We start from the raw sequence: 19,391 nt of genomic DNA, 5'->3' as shown, positions 1-19,391 counted from the left end.
GCAAGGCGGGCGGGGTGCGCCACCCCCAGGACGAAAGAAGCCCTCGCCTCAGCGCCGGATGGTGATGGGCAGGGTGACGGGCTTGGCCTGACCCGAGGGGTGAGGCGGCATCCGCGGCAGGCTGGACACCTGGCGTGCAAGCGCGGCATCGGTTGCGGGATCGCCTGTCGAGCCGGCAAGCCGGGCTCCGCTGACCCCGCCATTGCCGGCGATGGTGAAGGTCACGACCAGGCTGACCCCGCTCTGCTTCAGCCGGGCGCGCTGCATGTGGCGGTTCACCCGCGACTGGACCTGCGACTGCCAGGTGGCGACCTGGCGCTTGCTGGGCTGGCCGGTCTGGCCACTGGGCGCGGCGGTGCGCGCGCCTTGCGGCGCCTCGACGCGGGTTGCGGCCCTGCGGGCGGGCTGCTCCTGCGGGGCCTTTTCCTTTTTCTCGCGCTTCTTCTCGGGCTCGGGCTTCTTTTCGACGATCTTGGGCTCGGGCTCGGGTTCGCGCTCGGGGCGCTCGCGGGGGCGTTCGGATTTCTGCAGCACCACCGCATCGGGCGGCGGCGGGAACAGCGAGTTCATGTCGGGCAGCGGCTCAAGCTCGGGCAGGGGCTCGGCCATCGCGAAGTCGGGGGTGGGCTCCGGCTCCGGCTCGGGTTCCGGCTCGGGTTCGGCCTCGGCCATCTCGGGGGTCTCGACGTCCTCGGGGGGCGCGGCGGCCTCGGGGACCGGGGCCAGTTCGACGAAGACCGGATCGGGCAGGCCCGGCGGGGCCGCGGCCTCGGCCCGCTGCATCAGCCACAGCGCGCCGCCCAGATGCGCGGCCAGGACCAGGGTGGCGGCGCTGCCCCAAAGCGCCCCATGGCGCAGGGTGTTCAGGCGCGGCCCGCTCATGGCGTCGCGCCCTGGGTCGGGGCGGCCGCAGGGGCCGGGCTGGCCGGCGCGGCGGGTGCGGAGGGCTCCGCGCCCGGGGCGGCCGGCGCCGGGACGCCGCCGGTGGTTTCAGGCCCGACCCGCGCGATCTTGAGATAGCCCGCCTCGCGCAGGGCGTTCATGGTGGCCATCAGGTCGCCATAGGCCACTGCCTTGTCGGCGCGCAGGAAGATCCGGGTTTCCCGGTTGTTCTCGGTGGCGGCCGCCAGCGCCGCGCCAAGCCCGCCGGGCGCCACGTCGGTGTTGCCCAGGGCCAGCGTCAGGTCGGGCTTGACCGTCACATAGACCGGCTGGTCGGGCCGCTGGGCCGGCGTCGCGTTCGAGACCGGCAGGTCCACGTTCACGTCGACGGTCGCCAGCGGCGCCGCCACCATGAAGATGATCAGCAGCACCAGCATCACGTCGATAAAGGGCGTGACGTTGATCTCGTGGTTCTCGGCCAGGTCGTCGCCGTGGTTTTCGCGGATGCCGCCGGCCATGGGTCATGCCTCCCGTTGCAGCAGGGTGGGGCGCGCGGCGGGCGCGCCGCGGAAGTCGAGGTCGCGGCTGACCAGCCGGCGGACCGAGGCCGCCGCATTGGCCAGTTGCAGCCGATAGCCGGTGATGGCCCTGGCGAAGACGTTGTAGATCACCACCGCCGGGATCGCCGCCACAAGGCCGATGGCGGTCGCCAGCAGCGCCTCGGCGATGCCGGGGGCGACGACGGCAAGGTTCGTGGTCTGCGCCTGCGAGATGCCGATGAAGCTGTTCATGATGCCCCAGACGGTGCCGAACAGCCCGACGAAGGGCGCGGTCGAGCCGATGGTGGCCAGCACCCCGGTGCCCTGGCCCATGCGGCGGCCGGCCATCGCCTCGATCCGGTCCAGGTGGCTGTCGACGCGTTCCTTGAGCCCGGCTTCGCCCGCCGTGTCCAGTGCGGCGGCCGAGCGGTCGTGTTCCTGCGCCGCGGCGCGGATCATGCGCGACACCGGGTCGCGCCGCTTGCCGGTGGCGGCAAGGGCCGCGGTCAGGCTGGTGGCCTCCTCGACCCGGCGCAGGCCCGAGCGCGCGCGCTTGGTCGCGCCGGCCAGTTCCAGGATCTTGACGACAAAGACCGTCCAGGTGACGACCGAGGCGAAGGCCAGGCCGATCATCACCGCCTTGACCACGATGTCGGCGGCCCAGAACATGCCCATGGGCGAAAGGTCGTGGGGCAGGTTCGGATCGCGCGGCGCCGGCGCAAGCGGCGCCAGCATGTCCTGAAGCCCCTGGGGCAGGATGCTGTAGGCGGCGGGTTCCGGACGGCCGCCGGGGCGGGCAGCGGACTCGGCCACCGGAGTGGCCGCCGTGGCGGCGCTGCCGTCCGCCGGGGCGGCGGTGCCCGCTGCCGGGGCCGTGCCGCCGGGCTGCGGGGTGGGGGTCGTCGCGGCCGGGACGCCGCCGGTCGCCGGGCTGCCGGGCGTTTCGCCCGGCGTCGGGGTCGCAGCAGGCGTCTCTGCCGTGGCGGGGGGTGTCGTGGTCGCAGGCGTCTCTGCCTGAGCCGGAGCGGGTTCTGCCGGCGCGCTTGGGACCGGGGCCGTGCCGGCCGGTTCCGTCGCTGCCGGCTCCGTCGCCGCCGGAACAGGAGTGTCGGGCTGGGCCGTGCCGGCGGGCGGTGCCGTGGGGGTCTCCTGGGCGCTCAGGGGGGCGGCGGCCAGCAAGCAGGCGAATGCAAGGGCGGTTCCCGCGCCAAGGCGGGACAGCGACGATTGGGTCATGGTGATCCTTCGTGTCTTCGGCATCGATCCGACCGCTTTTGCTGGTGGCCGGGCCTGCCCTTGGGCAGCCCGCGCCTGTATTGGCCGCGGCTTGGGACCGCGTATCGAACCTCGGGGTAAAATTGTCAACTATTTGGACGGTCTTTGTCCAGCCCTTTAGCCGATCCAATAGCCCGCCAGATGGGTCAGCGCCTTGTCATGCCCCAGCTCGGCCAGCAAAAGCTGGCGCAGGGCGCTGATGCCGGATTTCTGTGCGGCCATCCACAGATAGCTGTCGGGTTGGGGCGGATCGGCCCGCAGGATGCGCACCAGTTCCGCCGTGCCGCCGGGCAGGTGGTGGCGCCGCAGCCCGGGCGATTCCGGCATCGGGTAATCGTCGCGCGCCCCGAGCAGCCAGACCTCGCCCTGCGCATCGGGCCGGCGTTCGATCATTCGCGCGATGGCAGGATAGGCGGTTTCATCCCCCGCCAGAATCAGCCGCGCCGCCTGCGGGATGCCGCCGCCGCCCGGACCGCTGAGCCCGATCCGGCGGCCCTGCGGCCCGGCCAGGACCCAGTCCGTGACCCGTCCGCCCCGATGCAGGAAGATGTCGGTGTCAAGCCAGCCTTCCTGCAGGTCGATCGCGCGCACGGTATAGGCCGGGCGGTGCAGCGCGCGGTCGCCCGAGGGCCAGACCGTCTGGCCGTTCGGGGCGATGCGCGGCCATTCGGGCTCGGCCACTCCTTCCGGCGGCAGGACCAGGCGGAAATGGATGGAATCCTCGGTTCCCAGGCGCCCGAGATCGGGGGCGTGCAGGCGCAGGCGGACGAAGTCCCGGGCAATGCGCCGCGCCTCGCCCACGCGGGCGAAGCTGAAATAGGGCGGCAGCCGGCCCACGTCGGCCAGCGACGACCAGCGCATCGCCTGGGCCTTGTCGGGCATGATCTCGGCCAGGTGGTGGGCGATGGTTTCCTGCAGGCCGAACAGCCATTCGGGCCGGTGCGCCCGGGCAAAGACCAGCACGTTCGCGCCCCGCTTCTTGGCGCCGAATTCGCCGGTCTCGATCTGGCACCAGACCGAACGGCCGTGGCCTTCGTGCAGGTCGAGCCCGTGTTCCTGGGCCTCGTGGCGCAGCATGGCGTCGATCGGGGCGAAGTCGGTGTCCGTCAGCAGCGCCTCGGCCTGGTATTCGGGCAGGGGGGGCACACGCATGGCAGGGCCTTTCGTCTGTCGCGCCAGCATGGCGCGGGATCGGGGCATCGGCAACGGGGCCGGAAAAAAGCCCGCCCTGGCAAAGCCGGGCGGGCCAGTGAATCCCGCGTTCAGAAGCAGCGCGAGACCGAGAGAGAGGACGCGTCCCGGGCCCCGCCGGGCCGGAACGCAAGAAGGACTTGGGGCATGGGCCATGCGCGACGGCCCGACGGCGGTTCGGGTCGGGGCAGGCATCGGTGCTCCGGCAAGGGTCGGGGATGGGCTTGCCCGGTCGGGGCTGGCGTTCTGGCGCTTGCGTTAGAGATCCTTAGAAAAACTGTCAACGATTTTTTGCATAAGGCGGTGGGGCTCCGGGTGATCCTCGCGCGAACTTGAAGCGGGTGTTTTCGGGCGGCGGGAAGGGTGGCAGCGTTTCCGTCCCTTGGCGAGGGTCGCATGGGTATTTGGGAAACGGTGAAAGCCGGGCCGTCGCGCGCAAGGGCCCGGCTCGGGTCAGGCGCTGCGGGCGATCACCCCGGCGGCGGCGGCGATGCCGCCCGGGCCGTGGGGGATGCCCAGGGCCTGCATCCCGGCCTCGATCACCGCGAGCGTACCCAGCAGCTGATGGGCGTTGGCATGGCCCATATGCGCGATGCGCAGCCCATGGTCGGGATCGGCCGCGCCGAGGCCCAGGCCCAGCGTCACGCCGGTCTTGTCCTGGGTCCAGCGGCGCAGGGCGGTCGCCTGCGGGATCGTCGCCGCCGTGACCGAGCGGGCGCGCCCCTTGGGATCGGCGACGACCGCCCCGATGCCCGTGCCGCCGGCGCCCCAGGCGTCGAGCGCGGCCCAGGTGGCGCGGGCCAGCGCCTCGTGCCGGGCGAAGGCCACGGGCAGGGTTTCCTCGTCCAGGAGCATCGCCAGCGCCTCGTTCATGCCGAAGATGTGCTGGACCGGGGGCGTACCACCCCAGAACTGCCACAGCGCCTCGGCCTGGATGCGCGGGGTCCAGTCCCAGTAGGGGGTGACGAGATCGGTGGCGCCCTGCGCGCCCAGCCGGTCCGAGAACCAGATCAGCGCCAGACCCGGGGGCACCATCAGCCCCTTCTGGCTGGCCGAGACCAGCAGGTCCACGCCCCAGTCGTCCATCTGCATCGGCTCGCATCCCAGCGCGGCGATGGCATCGACCGCGAAAAACGCCGGGTGATCGCCCATCGCCGCCCTGAGCGCGGGGATGTCGGCGCGGGCGGAACTGGCGGTGTCGACCTGGCAGACCAGCACCGCCTTGATGCCGCCCGCGCGGTCCTGCGCCAGCCGGTCGGCCAGGCGCTGCGGATCGGGGGGCGCCATGCCGAAGTCCATCTCCTCGACCGCGATGCCCTGGGCGCGGGCGGTGGCGGCCCAGCTGCGCCCGAAATGGCCCGAGGTCAGCACCAGCGCGCGGTCGCCCCGGTTGAACAGATTGACGTTCGCCGCCTCCCATCCCGCGTGTCCGTTGCCGATGTAGGGCGCGCAATGCGCGGCGGTGCCCGCCAGCCGCTTCAGCCGGTCGATCATGGCGCGGTTTTCCGCCGCGAGTTCCGGGCCGTAGATGTCGGGCGAGGGGCGATGCATCGCGTTCAGCACGCGGTCGGGAACGGGCGAGGGGCCGGGAATGGCGATGACGGGGCGGCCCTGGGCAAAGCTCATGAATCGTTGCCTTATGCTGGAACGCGCATGGCTTAGGCCCGCCCCGGGGCAAGGTCAACGGGTCGCGCGGCTTGCGGGCCGGGCCCCCGCGGCTTATCCCTTTGGCCGGACCGGATGGCGAGAGGGACGATGGCGGACAAGTTGACGGTGACGGCCTATCTGTTCCCGCGCATGTGGCGCGACTATCTGCGGCCGCATTGGCTGAAGATCCTGCTGGCGCTGCTGTTCCTGATCGTCGAGGGCTCCACGCTGGGCCTGCTCAGCTGGATGCTGAAGCCGCTGTTCGACACGGTCTTCGTGGGGGGCGACACCTCGGCCATGTGGTGGGTCGGGGGCGTGATCTTTGCGCTGTTCCTGATCCGCGCCGCGACCTATGTCGTCAACCGCAGCCTGATGACCTCGGTCTCGCTGGCGGTGTCCACGAAAATGCAGACCGACATGCTGCGCCACATGATGACGCTGGACGGCGGCTTTTTCCAGAAAAATCCCCCCGGTGCGATGATCGAGCGCATCCAGGGCGATTCCATCGCCGTGCAGGGTGTGTGGTCCACCTTCATCTCCGGAATGGGACGCGACATCGTCTCGCTGGTGTCGCTGTTCGGCGTGGCGATCGCGGTGGACCCGGAATGGACCCTGGCGGCCCTGGTCGGCGCGCCGCTGCTGATCCTGCCGATGGTGCTGGTCCAGCGCTACATCCGGCGCAAGATGCGCCAGAATCGCGTGAACGCCGGCCAGCGCGCGACGCGGCTGGACGAGGTGCTGCACGGCATCAACGCCGTCGGCTGAACCGGATGGAGGAGTACCGGCGGACCGCTTTGCCCGGATCGTCGCCCGCATCCGCGAGGGGCAGGTCAAGATGTCGGGCATCGGCGCCACCATTCCGGCGCTGGTCGACACGTGACGGGCTTGGGTTTCGTGGGCGTGCTGTGGCTGGGCGGGGCCGAGGTCACCTCGGGCGAGCGCACGGTGGGCGATTTCATGTCGTTCTTCACGGCGATGGCACTGGCCTTCCAGCCGCTGCGCCGCCTGGGCGCGTTGACCGGCACCTGGCAGATCGCCGCGGCAAGCCTCGAGCGCATCTATGCCGTCCTGGACATGCGGCCGACCATCCTGTCGGGCACGCGGCGCGAGCCGCCGGCCGACACCACCATCCGGCTGCGGGACGTGCGCATGTCCTATGACGGCCATCCGGTCCTGAACGGGCTGACCTTCACCGCCGAGGCCGGGCGCACCACCGCGCTGGTCGGTCCTTCGGGGGCGGGCAAGTCCACCGTCTTCAACCTGCTGACGCGCATGGTGGACCCGGATTCGGGCGACATCACCCTGGGCGGCGTGGCCCTGGCCGAGTTCGACCTGGGCGTGCTGCGCGATCAGTTTTCCACCGTCAGCCAGGATGCGGCGCTGTTCGACGAAACCCTGCGCGAAAACATCCTTCTGGGCCACCCCGAGGACGAGGACCGCCTGCGCGAGGCCATCGTCGCGGCGCGCGTCGCGGATTTCACGGACGGGCTGCCGGGGGGGCTCGACACGCCGGCGGGGCCGCGCGGCTCGGCCCTGTCGGGGGGCAGCGTCAGCGCGTGGCCATCGCCCGCGCCATCCTGCGCGACGCGCCATCCTGCTGCTGGACGAGGCGACCAGCGCGCTGGACGCGCAATCCGAGCGTCTGGTCCAGCAGGCGCTGGACGTGCTGTCGGCCGGGCGCACCACGCTGGTCATCGCGCACCGGCTGTCCACCGTGCGCCAGGCCGACAAGATCGTCGTGATCGAGGCGGGCAGGGTTGTCGAAGAGGGCAGCCATGAACAACTGATGGCGCAGGACGGCGCCTATGCGGCGCTGGTGAAACTGCAGTTCGGAGACAAGTGATGCGGCGCATACTGGCGGTGACGGGCGCGGACCGGGTCGATTTCCTGCAAGGCCTGGTCACGAACAAGGTGGGCGAAATCGGCCTGGACGGCGCTGCTGACGCCGCAGGGCAAGTATCTGGCGGATTTCCTGGTGATCCCGGTAGGCGGGCGGCTGCTGATCGACGTGGACGACCGCCTGGCCGACGACCTGCTGCGGCGGCTGTCGATGTACAAGCTGCGCTCGCAGGTGCAGATCGCGCCGACCGACCTGACGGTCGCGCGCGGCATCGGCGATATGCCCGACGCCGCCATCGCCGATCCGCGCCACCCGGCGCTGGGCTGGCGGCTTTACGGGGCCAAGGGTGACGACGGCACCGACTGGGACGCGATCCGGGTCGAGCATTGCATCCCCGAAAGCCTGATCGAGCTGATCCCGAACGGACCTAATCCTGGAAGCGGGGTTCCGAGCGGCTGCATGGCGTCGATTTCCGCAAGGGCTGCTATGTCGGGCAGGAAGTCACCGCCCGCATGAAGCACAAGACCGAGCTGAAAAAGGGTCTTGTCACCGTCGGCATCGACGGCGCGGCCCCCGTCGGCACCCCCATCCTGATGCCCGACGGGCGCGAGGCCGGGACGCTTTACACCCAGTCGGGCGGCCGGGCCATCGCCTATATGCGGTTCGACCGCATGGGTGACGACCTGGTGGCGGGGGACGCCCGCATCCTGCCATGACCGCCCCGGCCGAGGCGCGGGTCCGGCGCATCGTCCATGTGGACATGGATGCGTTCTATGCCTCGGTCGAACAGCGCGACAACGCGGAGCTGCGCGGCAGGCCAGTGGCGGTGGGCGGGATCCAGCGCGGCGTGGTCGCCGCCGCGAGCTACGAGGCGCGGCGCTTCGGCGTGCGCTCGGCCATGCCCTCGATGCGGGCGATGCGGCTTTGCCCGGACCTGATCTTCGTCAAGCCGCGCTTCGACGTCTATCGCGCCATCAGCCGCCAGATCCGCGAGATCTTTGCCGAATACACCCCGCTGATCGAGCCGCTGTCGCTGGACGAGGCCTATCTGGACCTGACCGACCACCTGGCGGGCGCACCGCCACCCGCATCGCGCAGGAAATCCGCGCCCGGATCCGCGCGGCGACCGGGCTGACCGCTTCGGCCGGGGTCAGCTACAACAAGTTCCTGGCCAAGCTCGCCTCGGATCAGAGAAAGCCCGACGGGCTGTTCGTGATCCCGCCCGAGGCCGGGGCCGATTTCGTGCAATCCCTGCCCATCGGCCGCTTTCACGGCGTGGGCCCGGCGACGGCGGCGCGGATGCAGGCGCACGGGATCGAGACGGGCGCCGACCTGGCCCGGCAAAGCCTGGAATTCCTGACGGCGCGCTTCGGCAAGTCGGGCGGCTATTACTGGAACATCGCCCGCGGCATCGACCACCGCGAGGTCAAGCCAGACCGCATCCGCAAGTCGATCGGGGCCGAGAACACCTATTTCCACGACCTGCGCGACCTCAATGAGGCGCATGAGGCGCTGGGCGTCCTGGCCGACAAGGTCTGGCGCCATGCCACGGGGGCCGGGCGCGGCGGGCGGACGGTGACGCTGAAGGTCAAATACGGCGATTTCCGCCAGATCACCCGGGCGAAGTCGCTGGACCGGCCGGTGGACAGCCGCGACCGGATGCTGGGGATCGCCTGCGACCTGCTGGCGCCGGTCTTTCACGACCCGCATGGCGTACGACTGCTGGGCATCACCCTGTCGGGTCTGGTCGAGACAGGGGCCGACGACGCCGCCGCCCCCCGCCAGCTTGGCCTGTTCGATCAGGCGTAAAGGTCGATCGCACCGACCTGATCGTGGATCCTTCACCGTCTGCTTGTCCAGCCCCAGCGAGGTCGCCAGCGTGTGCAGGTATTCGGCCTCTTTCCTGTTGTCGAAGTCGATGGCCATAAGCGACATCAGATAGACCTGCGCACCGGCGCCTTCGGGCACCTCGCGCGCCAGCGCCTGGGCATCGACGGGGGCGGCCATCTGTTCGCGGATGAAGGCGCGCTCGTCCTCGTCCAGCTCGCCGAACTGGTCCATCAGCTTGGCCTTCTCGGCCTCGTCGATCTGGCCATCGGACTTCGCGGCCTGGATCATGGCCTTCAGCATCAGCCCGGCCAGGGCGTTCTGCTCGGGCGTGGGCGCGGTCGAGGGTTCGTCCCCGGTGGCCAGCGCCTCGTTGAACAGGTCGCCGAAGCTCGCGTCGTTCTGCGGCTGGGCGCCCTTGTGGGCCAGCCCGCCGACCGAGCCGGTCGCGGTCCAGCCAGTCGCGCCGGTCGCGGTCGTGCCGGGCTGCGGGGTTCCCGCATGCGCCGCACCGCCCCGGTTGCCCAGAAGATCGCCCAGGATGCCGCCAAGCCCGCCTGCGGCCGCACCGCCCAGGATGCCGCCCAAGGCACCGCCGCTGCCGCTGCTGCTGGCCGTGCTGGTGCCGCTGCGCCCGCCGGTCAGCTGGTCCAGAATCCCGCCCAGACCGCCCGAGGCGGTGCGCGGCGAATGGCTGCCGCCATAAGGACTGCCGCTCCCCGCGCCGCCGGTCCCGCCGGTGCGCCCGCCCAGCACCTGGCCCAGCAGATCGCCCAAGCCCCCCGAGCCGGGCGCGCGGCCGCCCGCTTGCCCGGTGTTGTTGCGGGTCAACTGGTCCAGCAGCCCGCCCGAGGGCCGGCCCGTGCTTGACCCCGTGCCCCCCGCCTGGCCGGAGTGGCCCCCTTGGGCGTTCTTCATCATCGTGCCGATGCCTTTGGCCAGCATCACACCCGCCGCGACCCGGGCCAGGGATTTCATCAGGCTCATAGAAACACTCCACAGTTGACCGCGGCTCGGGCCGCATGACGTGCCGGCCCGCAATCCGCAGGCTGGTCCAGAAAGGGAACGCGGCGCCCCGCCACGCGGTTCCCGAAGGCCGCGTTTCACGCCCCGCACAGCGTCCCGCAGCCGCCCGCCCGCCCTTGATTTTTCCCCGGTGGGCCTATAAGTCGCGGCGGATGTTTCACGACGGGGGCTGTCGCGCGGGTGGCCCCCCCGATAGGAGGCCATGATGGCAAAGGCAAAGTTTGAACGGACGAAACCGCACGTCAACATCGGGACGATCGGGCACGTTGACCACGGCAAGACGACGCTGACGGCGGCGATCACGAAATACTTCGGCGAATTCAAGGCCTATGACCAGATCGACGGTGCGCCGGAAGAACGCGCGCGCGGCATCACGATCTCGACCGCGCATGTGGAATACGAATCCGAGAACCGCCACTACGCGCATGTCGACTGCCCCGGCCACGCCGACTACGTCAAGAACATGATCACCGGCGCGGCGCAGATGGACGGCGCGATCCTGGTGGTGAACGCCGCCGACGGCCCGATGCCGCAGACGCGCGAACACATCCTGCTGGGCCGCCAGGTCGGCATCCCCTACATGGTCGTCTACCTCAACAAGGTCGACCAGGTGGATGACGAGGAACTGCTGGAGCTGGTCGAGATGGAAGTGCGCGAGCTTCTGTCCTCCTACGACTACCCCGGCGACGACATCCCGATCATCAAGGGCTCGGCGCTGGCCGCGCTGGAAGGCCGCGACCCGGAAATCGGCGAGAACTCGATCCGCGCGCTGATCAAGGCGGTGGACGAATACATCCCGACGCCCGAGCGCGCCATCGACCAGCCGTTCCTGATGCCGATCGAGGACGTGTTCTCGATCTCGGGCCGCGGCACCGTGGTGACCGGCCGTGTCGAGCGCGGCGCGGTGAACGTGGGCGACGAACTGGAGATCGTGGGCATCCGCGACACCCGCAAGACCACCTGCACGGGCGTCGAGATGTTCCGCAAGCTGCTGGACCGCGGGGAAGCCGGCGACAACATCGGCGCGCTCTTGCGCGGCGTGGACCGTGACGGCGTCGAGCGCGGCCAGGTGCTGTGCAAGCCGGGCTCGGTCAAGCCGCACACGACCTTCGAGGCCGAGGCCTATATCCTGACCAAGGAAGAGGGCGGCCGCCACACGCCGTTCTTCGCGAACTATCGCCCGCAGTTCTACTTCCGCAACATCGAACTGCCCGGATCGAAGTCCCGGTCGGCCGTCTGACTGCCATCCCCGTAGTGTTTGAGGCGCGCTGATCGCCCCGATCGCGATGGAAGAGAAGCTGCGCTTCGCCATCCGCGAAGGCGGCCGCACGGTTGGCGCGGGCGTCGTGTCGAAGATCCTGAAGTAAGCGCCGGGGCGGGGTCGCAAGACCCCGCTCGCGCGCCAGAGGCACCGCCGGGTGATCCCTGCAAGGGGATATCGCGGCGGCAAGAGCCCGTCCCGCAGGGGGCGGGCTTTCGCGTGGGGGGAGACAGGGTATCTGGAAAGCGCTGAAGGGCCGGGTGGCGCCCGGGGGACCCGAGCGCCTGCCTCTGGCCCGGCTGGTTTCCCTTGGGCCGATCCGGTCTCTCCAGGCCGGGGGCCTCATCGCGGACTGCCGCTCTGAGGGCGCTTGACGCGCCGGCGGTTTTCGGGTCCCCACCGCCCGCGTAAGCTGGCATGATCGCCCGGAGCCGGCCACGACGGAGGGGCGCATGATCGACATATCGAACGTGGGTGTCCCCTCGGCCGGTCGAACGCCTTCTGCACGGGTGCTGGCGCCCTTGGGCATCCGCATCCTCACGGAGGCGGGACCCGAAAGCGGCCGCGGCAGCCATCTGGGCTATGGCCGGACCGAGCCCGCCTTCTGGATCGGCACCAGCCAGCCGGCAGGCGGGCCGGTGCATGTGGCCTTTGCCGCGCCGGACCGCGCGACCGTTGCCGACTTCCACGCGGCCGCCTTGGCGGCGGGCGGGCGCGACAACGGCCGTCCCGGGCCGCGCCCCGAATACCACCCCGGCTATTACGGCGCCTTTGTCCTCGACCCCGACGGCAACAACATCGAGGCCGTCTTTCACGGAGATCGCCCATGAGCGACCTGCAAGGATCCTGCTTTTGCGGCGCCGTGGCCTTTGCGGCCCAAGCCGACATCGGCCAGGGCACGATGCGCTGCAACTGCCGCTTCTGCCGCAAGATGCGCTACTGGGAGGTGCGGCTGCCCGACCCGGACAGCTTTCGCCTGATCCGCGGCGCCGAGGCGCTGGCCGAAACCCCGCGCATGCAGGACGACGGCGTGGACATGCACCACCATTTCTGCGGCCGCTGCGGCACGCGCCTGTTCACCCGGGGCGATCTGCCCGAACTCGGCGGCCGCTTCGTCGCCGTCTGCGTCAATGCGCTGGACAATGTGACCGACGCCGAACTGGCCGCCGCGCCGGTCCATTACGCGGACGGCGCCCATGACGCCTGGCAGGACAGCGCGCCCGAGCCGCGCGCGCTCTAGATCACCAGCACGCCCGAATGCTTGGCCTTGTGGTCGGGCTCGACATGGATGGTGATCTGGGCGTCGGGCAGCCTTTGGTGCAGCGCCCGTTCGACCCGGTCGCAGATGTCATGCGCCTGTTCGACCGTGGTCTGGCCGTCCACCACCAGGTGAAAGTCGATGAAGGTGCGGGGGCCGGCGTGACGGGTGCGCAGGTCATGCGCCTCGATCGCGCCGGTCGCGTGGTCCGAGATCGTGTTGCGGATGGCGGTCAGCGTATCCTCGGCCACGGCCTCGTCCATCAGGCCCGACAGCGAACTGGCCATCACCCGCCAGCCCGACCACAGGATGTTCAGCGCGACCAGCGCCGCAAGCGCGGGGTCGAGCACCGCCCAGCCCGACACAGCCGCCAGCCCGACGCCCAGCACCACCCCGGCCGAGGAGATCACGTCCGACAGCAGGTGCTTGCCGTCCGCGACCAGCGCGGGCGACCGCAGCCGCCGCCCGCCCGAGATCAGCACCCAGCACCACCAGGCGTTGATGACGCTGGCCAGGCCGTTGATTCCCAGCCCCTGCCAGGGCGCGTCCAGAACCGGCGGGTTCTGAAAGCCGCGCCAGGCCTCGCCCAGGATCAGCAGGGCCGCGACGATGATCATCACGCCCTCCAGCACCGCGCTGAAGAACTCGGCCTTGTGGTGGCCATAGGGATGGGTCTTGTCGGCCGGGCGCGCGGCGACGCGAATGGCGATCAGCGCGGCCACGGCGGTCGCCACGTTCACCGTGCTTTCCAGCGCGTCCGACAGCAGCGCGACCGAACCCGTCACCCACCAGGCCAGCGCCTTGAGCCCGAGGACCAGAAGGCCCACGACGATGCTGCCGACGGCGATCCGTTCGGTGGCCGGATTTTGACCCGACATGCGCGCTTCCTTTGCCTGTTCCGCCGCGCGGGCTTTCTAGCGCCGATGCGCGGCGCGGCCAACCGGCGAATGCGGCTCGCGCGTCATTCCCGCGTCAGGGCCTGCGGCTTGTGCGCCGCCCGCCTGCCCTCGTCGGTCTCGACGATGTATTGCGGGTCATCGGCCGAGGCCGCGACCTTGTGGCCCTTGATCCGGGTGGGCGTGGTCTGTTTGCGAACCACCTTGCCATGCGCCGTCCCGCCGCTGCTGTTCCAGGAAACCCGGGTTCCCTTTCGCAGATCCTCCGCCATGCGCGCCTCCGTTGCCATGGCATCGAACCGCAGCGGCGGGCGCGGGGTTCCGGCCGCCGCGCATGAAAAGGGGCCCCGCAGGGCCCCCGATCCTTACTCTGCCGGCACCGCCCGCAGGTCGTCCACATCCGCGATGGGATGCTTCAGGTGGGGCAGCATCTCCTTGGGGCAGACCTGCAGGAAGTTCAGCTTTTCTTCCTCCCAGTTCTGCAGGATCTCCTCGGCCCGGCGCGAGCGGGTCTCCTTGGCGTGGCGCTCGACCAGCCCCTTCAGCTCGGCCTCCCAATGGGCCTGGGTCACCGGGCACAGGATCAGCGTCTCGGGGTTGATATAGGCGCGGGCCAGCCCCTCGGGGTCGTAAAGATAGGCCATGCCCCCGGTCATGCCGGCGCCGAAGTTGGCGCCGATCCGGCCCAGGATCACGGCGACGCCGCCGGTCATGTATTCGCAGCCATTGGACCCACAGCCCTCGATCACCACCTTGGCGCCCGAGTTCCGCACCGCGAAGCGTTCGCCCGCGCGGCCCGCCGCGAACAGATAACCGTCGGTCGCCCCGTACAGCACGGTGTTGCCGATGATGGTGTTGTCGGCCGCGACCAGCGGCGAGGCCATCGGCGGGCGCACCACGATGGTGCCGCCCGAGAGCCCCTTGCCCACATAGTCGTTGGCATCGCCCGACACCTCGAGCTTCAGCCCCGGGGCGGCGAAGGCGCCCAGCGACTGGCCCGCCGAACCCGTCAGCCGAACCGTCAGGTGGTCGGGCTGCAGGTTGTTCCTCATCCCGAAGGTCTGCACGATCATCGACGACGTGCGCGTGCCGATGGTGCGCAGCGTGTTTCGAACCGCATAGGACAGCTGCATCTTCTCGCCGTCGCTGAAAAAGCGGCTGGCGTCGCGGATGATTTCCGCGTCCAGCGTGTCCGGCACCGCATTGCGCGGCTTGGTGCGGTCATAGACGATCTTTTCGGACCCATCGACGGTAATCAGCAGCGGGTTCAGGTCCAGGTCGTCCAGCGACTTGTCGCCCCGGCTGACCTGGGTCAGCAGGTCGGCGCGGCCGATCACCTCGTCCAGCGACCGCGCGCCGATGCTGGCGAGGATTTCCCGCACCTCGGTCGCATAGAAGGTGATCAGGTTGACCACCTTGTCGGCCGAGCCGGTGAACATCGCCCGCAGCTTTTCGTCCTGCGTGCAGACGCCCACCGGGCAGGTGTTCGACTGGCACTGGCGCACCATGATGCAGCCCATGGCGATCAGCGCGGCGGTGCCGATGCCGTATTCCTCGGCCCCCATCATCGCCGCCATGACGATGTCGCGGCCGGTGCGCAGGCCCCCGTCGGTGCGCAGCGTCACCCGGTCGCGCAGGCGGTTCATCGCCAGCACCTGATGCGCCTCGGTCAGGCCCATCTCCCAGGGCAGGCCGGCGAACTTGATCGAGGTCGCGGGCGAGGCGCCCGTGCCGCCGTTGTGCCCCGAGATCAGGATCACGTCCGCCTTGGCCTTGGCCACGCCCGCCGCGATGGTGCCGACGCCCGACGAGGCCACCAGCTTCACGGTGATCTTGGCGCGCGGGTTGATCTGCTTCAGGTCATAGATCAGCTGCGCCAGGTCCTCGATCGAATAGATATCGTGGTGCGGCGGGGGCGAGATCAGCGTCACGCCCTTGGTCGAATGCCGCAGCCGCGCGATCAGGTCGGTGACCTTCATGCCGGGCAGCTGGCCGCCCTCGCCGGGTTTCGCACCTTGCGCGACCTTGATCTCCAGTTCCTCGCAGGCGTTCAGGTATTCGGCGGTGACGCCGAAGCGGCCCGAGGCCACCTGCTTGATCTTGGCGCAGGGGTTGTCGCCGTTCGGCAGCGGATGCGAATGCGCCGGATCCTCGCCGCCCTCGCCGCTGTCGGACTTGGCGCCGATGCGGTTCATGGCGATGTTCAGCGTCATGTGCGCCTCGGGCGACAGCGCCCCAAGGCTCATCCCCGGCGTCACGAAGCGCTTGCGGATCGAGGTGATCGATTCCACCTCCTCCAGCGGCACCGGCTTGCCCAGCGGCTTGATGTCCAGAAGGTCGCGCAGATGGATCGGCGGGTTCGCCCGCATGGTCGCGGTGAACTGCTTCCACACGTCATAGGACGCCTTCTCGCAGGCGATCTGCAGCAGCTTCATGGTGTTGGCTTCCCAGGCGTGCTTCTCGCCCGTCCGCCGCGCCTTGTAGAAGCCGCCCACCGGCAGCAGTTCGGCCACGTCGCTGTGGAAACCCTTGTGGTGGATGTCCTCGAGCTTGGCCTGAAGCCCGTGCAGGCCGATGCCGGAAATCCGCGACTGCATGCCGGGGAAGTACTCCGCCACCATGGCGCGCGACAGGCCCACCGCCTCGAAGTTCAGGCCCCCGCGATAGGAGGACAGGACCGAGATCCCCATCTTGGCCATGATCTTCAACAGGCCCGCGTCGATGGCGTCGCGATAGTTGCGCATGTTCTCGATCAGCGAGCCGGGCAGCAGCCCGCGCTCGATCCGCTCGGCGATGGTGTCCTGCGCCAGATAGGGGTTCACCGTGGTCGCGCCGCAGCCGATCAGCACCGCGAAATAATGCGGATCGACGCATTCGGCGGCGCGCACGTTCAGCGAACAGAAGGTGCGCAGCCCCTTGCGGGTCAGCCAGGAATGGATCGCGCTGGTCGCCAGGATCATCGGCAGGCCGATGCGGTCCGGTCCGACCTTCTCGTCGGTCAGCACCAGATGGCCGGCACCGGAACGCACGGCATCCTCGGCCTCGGCGCGGATGCGGGCCAGGGCCTCGCCCATCGCCTCGGGGCCCGCGCCATCGGCGAAGGTGCAGTCGATCTGCGTCACCGTGTCGCCGAACAGCTTCATCATCTCGGCGAATTCGCCATTCGCGACAAAGGGCGATTCCAGCAGCAGGATCTCCGTCTGCGCGCTGGATTCGTCCAGCACGTTCTTGAGGTTGCCGAACCGCGTCTTCAGGCTCATGACCCGGGTTTCGCGCAGGCTGTCGATCGGCGGGTTGGTCACCTGCGAAAAGTTCTGCCGGAAGAAATGCGACATCGGCCGATACTGGCCTGACAGCACCGCGGGCGGCGTGCGTCGCCCATGCTGGCCAGCGCCTCCTTGCCGTCCTCGGCCATGGGCGCCAGCATGGATTCGATTTCCTCGACCGTATAGCCGGCGGCGATCTGGCGGCGGCGCAGTTCCTCGCCCTTGAAGACCAGCTCCTCGGGCAGGTCCTTCATCACTTCCGAAAGCTGCACGACCTTTTCCAGCCACTCGCCGAAGGGCTGGGCGGCGGCCAGGTGGTCCTTGATCTCGCGGTCGTGGTAAAGCTTGCCCTCGGCCATGTCGACGGCGATCATCTGGCCCGGACCCAGCGCGCCCTTTTCGCGCACGCTGGTTTCGTCCACCGGGACCATGCCGGCTTCCGAGCCCGCAATCAGCAGCCGGTCGCCGGTGACGACATAGCGCAGCGGCCGCAGCCCGTTGCGGTCAAGCCCGCCGCAGACCCAGCGCCCGTCGGTCATCGCCAGCGCCGCCGGCCCGTCCCAGGGCTCCATCACGGCGTTGCAATAGGCGTACATGTCGGCCCAGGCCTTGGGCATGTCGGTGGTGGCCTTGGACCAGGCCTCGGGGACCAGCATGGTCTTGGTCATCGGCGCGTTGCGCCCCGACCGGACCATCACCTCGAACACGGCATCCAGCGCCGCCGAATCGGACGAACCGCCGGGGATGATCGGCTTGATATCCTCGGCCATGTCGCCGAATGCGCGGCTGGCCATGCGGATCTCGTGGCTTTTCATCCAGTTGGTGTTGCCCTTCAGCGTGTTGATCTCGCCGTTGTGGGCCAGCATGCGGAACGGCTGGGCCAGCCACCACTGCGGGAAGGTGTTGGTCGAATAGCGCTGGTGATAGATCGCGAAGGCGCTCTCGAACCGCTCGTCCTTGAGGTCGGGATAGAATTCCGCGACCTGCTCGGCCAGCATCATGCCCTTGTAGATGATCGACCGGCAGGACAGGGTGCACAGGTACAGCCCCGCGATCTGCGCGGCGATGGCCGCCTTCTCGATGCGGCGGCGGATGATGTACAGCTCGCGCTCGAACTGCTCCTGGTCGATGTCCTTTTCGCAGCGGATCAGGATCTGCTCGATCTCGGGGCGGGTGGCGTTGGCCTTTTCGCCCAGAACGGCGGTGTTCACCGGGACGTGGCGCCAGCCATAGATATAGTGGCCCATGCGCAGCACTTCGGATTCCACGATGGTCCGGCAGGCTTCCTGCTGGGCAAAGTTCGTGCGCGGCAGGAAGCACTGGCCGACGGCGATCAGCTTGCCCTGGTCGGGCTCGTGCCCGGTGCGGCGCACCTGGTCGTAAAAGAACGGCACCGGGATCTGGACGTGGATGCCCGCGCCGTCGCCGGTCTTGCCGTCGGCATCGACCGCGCCGCGGTGCCAGATCGCCTTCAGCGCGTTGATCCCGGCCTCGACCACCTTGCGGCTGGCCTTGCCGTCCAGGCTGACGACCAGGCCCACCCCGCAGGACGAATGCTCGTCCTCGGCCCGGTACAGCGAGTTCCGGTCCATCCAGTCGCGGCGGGCCTGTTCCTGCTGTTCCCAGCTCATGATGTCGCTAGCGTTCACGTCCGTGACTCCCTCAAAAGCTGCCTCAGGATGTCGGCGCCGCGGCCGCCCACCATCTGCAGGTCGCAATCATATTCCGGCCTGGTCGAGCCAAAGCCGGCCTGCCCCGGAAAGGCAAAGCTCACCGGGCTGTCGTCGCTGCTTTCCCTGGCGCCGGTCCAGTCGCTCGATGTCTCGACCCCGCCATAGAACCGGCCATGCGCGCGACTGATGAACTGCTGGCCCTGGCGCCGGATCAGCACGTCGCCCTGTTCGTTCTGCGTGGTCAGCTCGAACCGGGTGATCTCCAGCGCGACGCCGTCGATCTCGACCGTCTCGCCGGTCAGTTCGTCATGGCCGACATGGCGCAGCCGCTCACCGTCGTTCGAGCGGGTCCAGAAATCGAAATCGTCCCGCCCCGTCGCCAGCAGCGTGCTGAACGAGGCGTCGTCCGCCGCCCCTTCCTCCAGCACGTCGGTCAGGCCGGTGCGCAGGTCGGTGCTTTCCATCCAGCGCGTTTCCCTGTCGATGCGCGACTGATAGGTCGGCCCGTCCGGCGTGAAATAGGTCACGCGCTGGTCGCCGGGGCCGTCGCCCGAACAGCGGTAATGCTGCGACACCGTGCAGCCCCGGTTCTGGATCGTCATCTCCAGCCGGCAGCCTTGCGGCGGGGTGAAGGTGGCGGCGCGGGCGGGCAGGGCGGAAAGGGTCAGCAAGGCTGACACACCCACCGCCAGCGCCAGCCGCGCCGCGACCGGCCACGTCCTCGGGCGGTGTACGCCCGGTGTACGCGCGGTGCACGGATGCTGCATCATGGTCACATCCCCTATTCGGCGGCGACGCGGGCCGCGCCGG

General features: G+C 69.6%; 12 protein-coding genes and 6 pseudogenes. 8 read left to right on the top strand and 10 right to left on the bottom strand.

Annotated features, from left to right (window positions below; all coding sequences use genetic code 11):
- Positions 1-48 precede the first annotated feature (48 nt).
- The 5 genes from DPM13_RS04690 to DPM13_RS04670 form a co-directional block, all read right to left on the bottom strand.
- On the bottom strand, positions 49-882 hold the full coding sequence (locus tag DPM13_RS04690; protein ID WP_112887541.1) for a TonB family protein: 834 nt from the start codon (positions 880-882) through the stop codon (positions 49-51).
- On the bottom strand, positions 879-1,400 hold the full coding sequence (gene exbD, locus DPM13_RS04685; protein ID WP_112887540.1) for a TonB system transport protein ExbD: 522 nt from the start codon (positions 1,398-1,400) through the stop codon (positions 879-881). Before exbD ends, DPM13_RS04690 begins: the two co-directional genes overlap by 4 nt.
- Positions 1,401-1,403: 3 nt before the next feature.
- A complete protein-coding gene (exbB, locus tag DPM13_RS04680; RefSeq protein ID WP_112887539.1) occupies positions 1,404-2,657 on the bottom strand; it encodes a tonB-system energizer ExbB in 1,254 nt (417 codons plus the stop codon).
- 156 nt (positions 2,658-2,813) lie between these two features.
- Positions 2,814-3,848: a siderophore-interacting protein gene (locus DPM13_RS04675; RefSeq protein ID WP_112888699.1), complete on the bottom strand. Its 1,035-nt coding sequence runs from the start codon at positions 3,846-3,848 to the stop codon at positions 2,814-2,816.
- A gap of 492 nt (positions 3,849-4,340) precedes the next feature.
- Complete coding sequence (locus DPM13_RS04670; RefSeq protein ID WP_112887538.1) at positions 4,341-5,513, bottom strand: pyridoxal-phosphate-dependent aminotransferase family protein; 1,173 nt, start codon at positions 5,511-5,513, stop codon at positions 4,341-4,343.
- 129 nt (positions 5,514-5,642) lie between these two features.
- Between DPM13_RS04670 and DPM13_RS04665 the strand changes: the two are divergent.
- From DPM13_RS04665 to DPM13_RS22215, 4 genes and pseudogenes are all read left to right on the top strand, one after another.
- A pseudogene (locus DPM13_RS04665) lies at positions 5,643-7,377 on the top strand (ABC transporter ATP-binding protein).
- Positions 7,377-8,090, top strand: a pseudogene (ygfZ, locus tag DPM13_RS04660) (CAF17-like 4Fe-4S cluster assembly/insertion protein YgfZ). The pseudogenes DPM13_RS04665 and ygfZ overlap by 1 nt, the downstream one beginning before the upstream one ends.
- Positions 8,087-8,509 carry a Y-family DNA polymerase gene (locus tag DPM13_RS22220; RefSeq protein WP_262983255.1) on the top strand — a complete coding sequence of 141 codons (423 nt, stop codon included), beginning with the start codon at positions 8,087-8,089 and terminating at the stop codon, positions 8,507-8,509. The pseudogene ygfZ and the gene DPM13_RS22220 overlap by 4 nt, the downstream one beginning before the upstream one ends.
- Positions 8,464-9,183, top strand: coding sequence for a DinB/UmuC family translesion DNA polymerase (locus DPM13_RS22215; RefSeq protein ID WP_262983320.1), 720 nt, complete (start codon positions 8,464-8,466; stop codon positions 9,181-9,183). Before DPM13_RS22220 ends, DPM13_RS22215 begins: the two co-directional genes overlap by 46 nt.
- 90 nt (positions 9,184-9,273) lie before the next feature.
- On the opposite strand, the pseudogene DPM13_RS04650 reads toward DPM13_RS22215, so the two are convergent.
- Positions 9,274-10,119 (bottom strand): annotated as a pseudogene (locus DPM13_RS04650) (tellurite resistance TerB family protein); the annotation flags it as partial.
- A 313-nt stretch (positions 10,120-10,432) separates the two neighbouring features.
- Between DPM13_RS04650 and tuf the strand changes: the two are divergent.
- The 4 genes and pseudogenes from tuf to DPM13_RS04635 all read left to right on the top strand — a co-directional run.
- Positions 10,433-11,429, top strand: a pseudogene (gene tuf / locus DPM13_RS04645) (elongation factor Tu); the annotation flags it as partial.
- Between the two features lie 61 nt (positions 11,430-11,490).
- Positions 11,491-11,594, top strand: a pseudogene (locus DPM13_RS26605) (EF-Tu C-terminal domain-related protein); the annotation flags it as partial.
- 346 nt (positions 11,595-11,940) lie between these two features.
- Entirely contained in the window at positions 11,941-12,318 is a 378-nt protein-coding gene (locus DPM13_RS04640) for a VOC family protein (RefSeq protein ID WP_223252345.1), read from the top strand.
- Positions 12,315-12,728, top strand: coding sequence for a GFA family protein (locus tag DPM13_RS04635; protein WP_099648032.1), 414 nt, complete (start codon positions 12,315-12,317; stop codon positions 12,726-12,728). Before DPM13_RS04640 ends, DPM13_RS04635 begins: the two co-directional genes overlap by 4 nt.
- Here DPM13_RS04635 and DPM13_RS04630 read toward each other — a convergent pair.
- The 4 genes and pseudogenes from DPM13_RS04630 to DPM13_RS04615 all read right to left on the bottom strand — a co-directional run bounded on the left by DPM13_RS04630 (position 12,725) and on the right by DPM13_RS04615 (position 19,351).
- Positions 12,725-13,624: a cation diffusion facilitator family transporter gene (locus DPM13_RS04630; RefSeq protein WP_112887537.1), complete on the bottom strand. Its 900-nt coding sequence runs from the start codon at positions 13,622-13,624 to the stop codon at positions 12,725-12,727. The two genes, DPM13_RS04635 and DPM13_RS04630, sit on opposite strands and share 4 nt — an antisense overlap.
- Positions 13,625-13,707: 83 nt before the next feature.
- The gene (locus tag DPM13_RS04625) at positions 13,708-13,914 is read right to left on the bottom strand and encodes a hypervirulence associated TUDOR domain-containing protein (protein WP_112888698.1); all 207 of its coding nucleotides are present in this window, start codon (positions 13,912-13,914) and stop codon (positions 13,708-13,710) included.
- Between the two features lie 93 nt (positions 13,915-14,007).
- Positions 14,008-18,539, bottom strand: a pseudogene (gene gltB / locus DPM13_RS04620) (glutamate synthase large subunit).
- A gap of 14 nt (positions 18,540-18,553) precedes the next feature.
- The gene (locus DPM13_RS04615) at positions 18,554-19,351 is read right to left on the bottom strand and encodes a hypothetical protein (protein WP_223252344.1); all 798 of its coding nucleotides are present in this window, start codon (positions 19,349-19,351) and stop codon (positions 18,554-18,556) included.
- Between the last annotated feature and the right edge of the window lie 40 nt (positions 19,352-19,391).

Origin of the sequence: Paracoccus mutanolyticus (assembly GCF_003285265.1) — a bacterium.
Lineage (GTDB): Bacteria > Pseudomonadota > Alphaproteobacteria > Rhodobacterales > Rhodobacteraceae > Paracoccus > Paracoccus yeei.
This window is presented reverse-complemented; position numbering and strand designations above follow the sequence as displayed.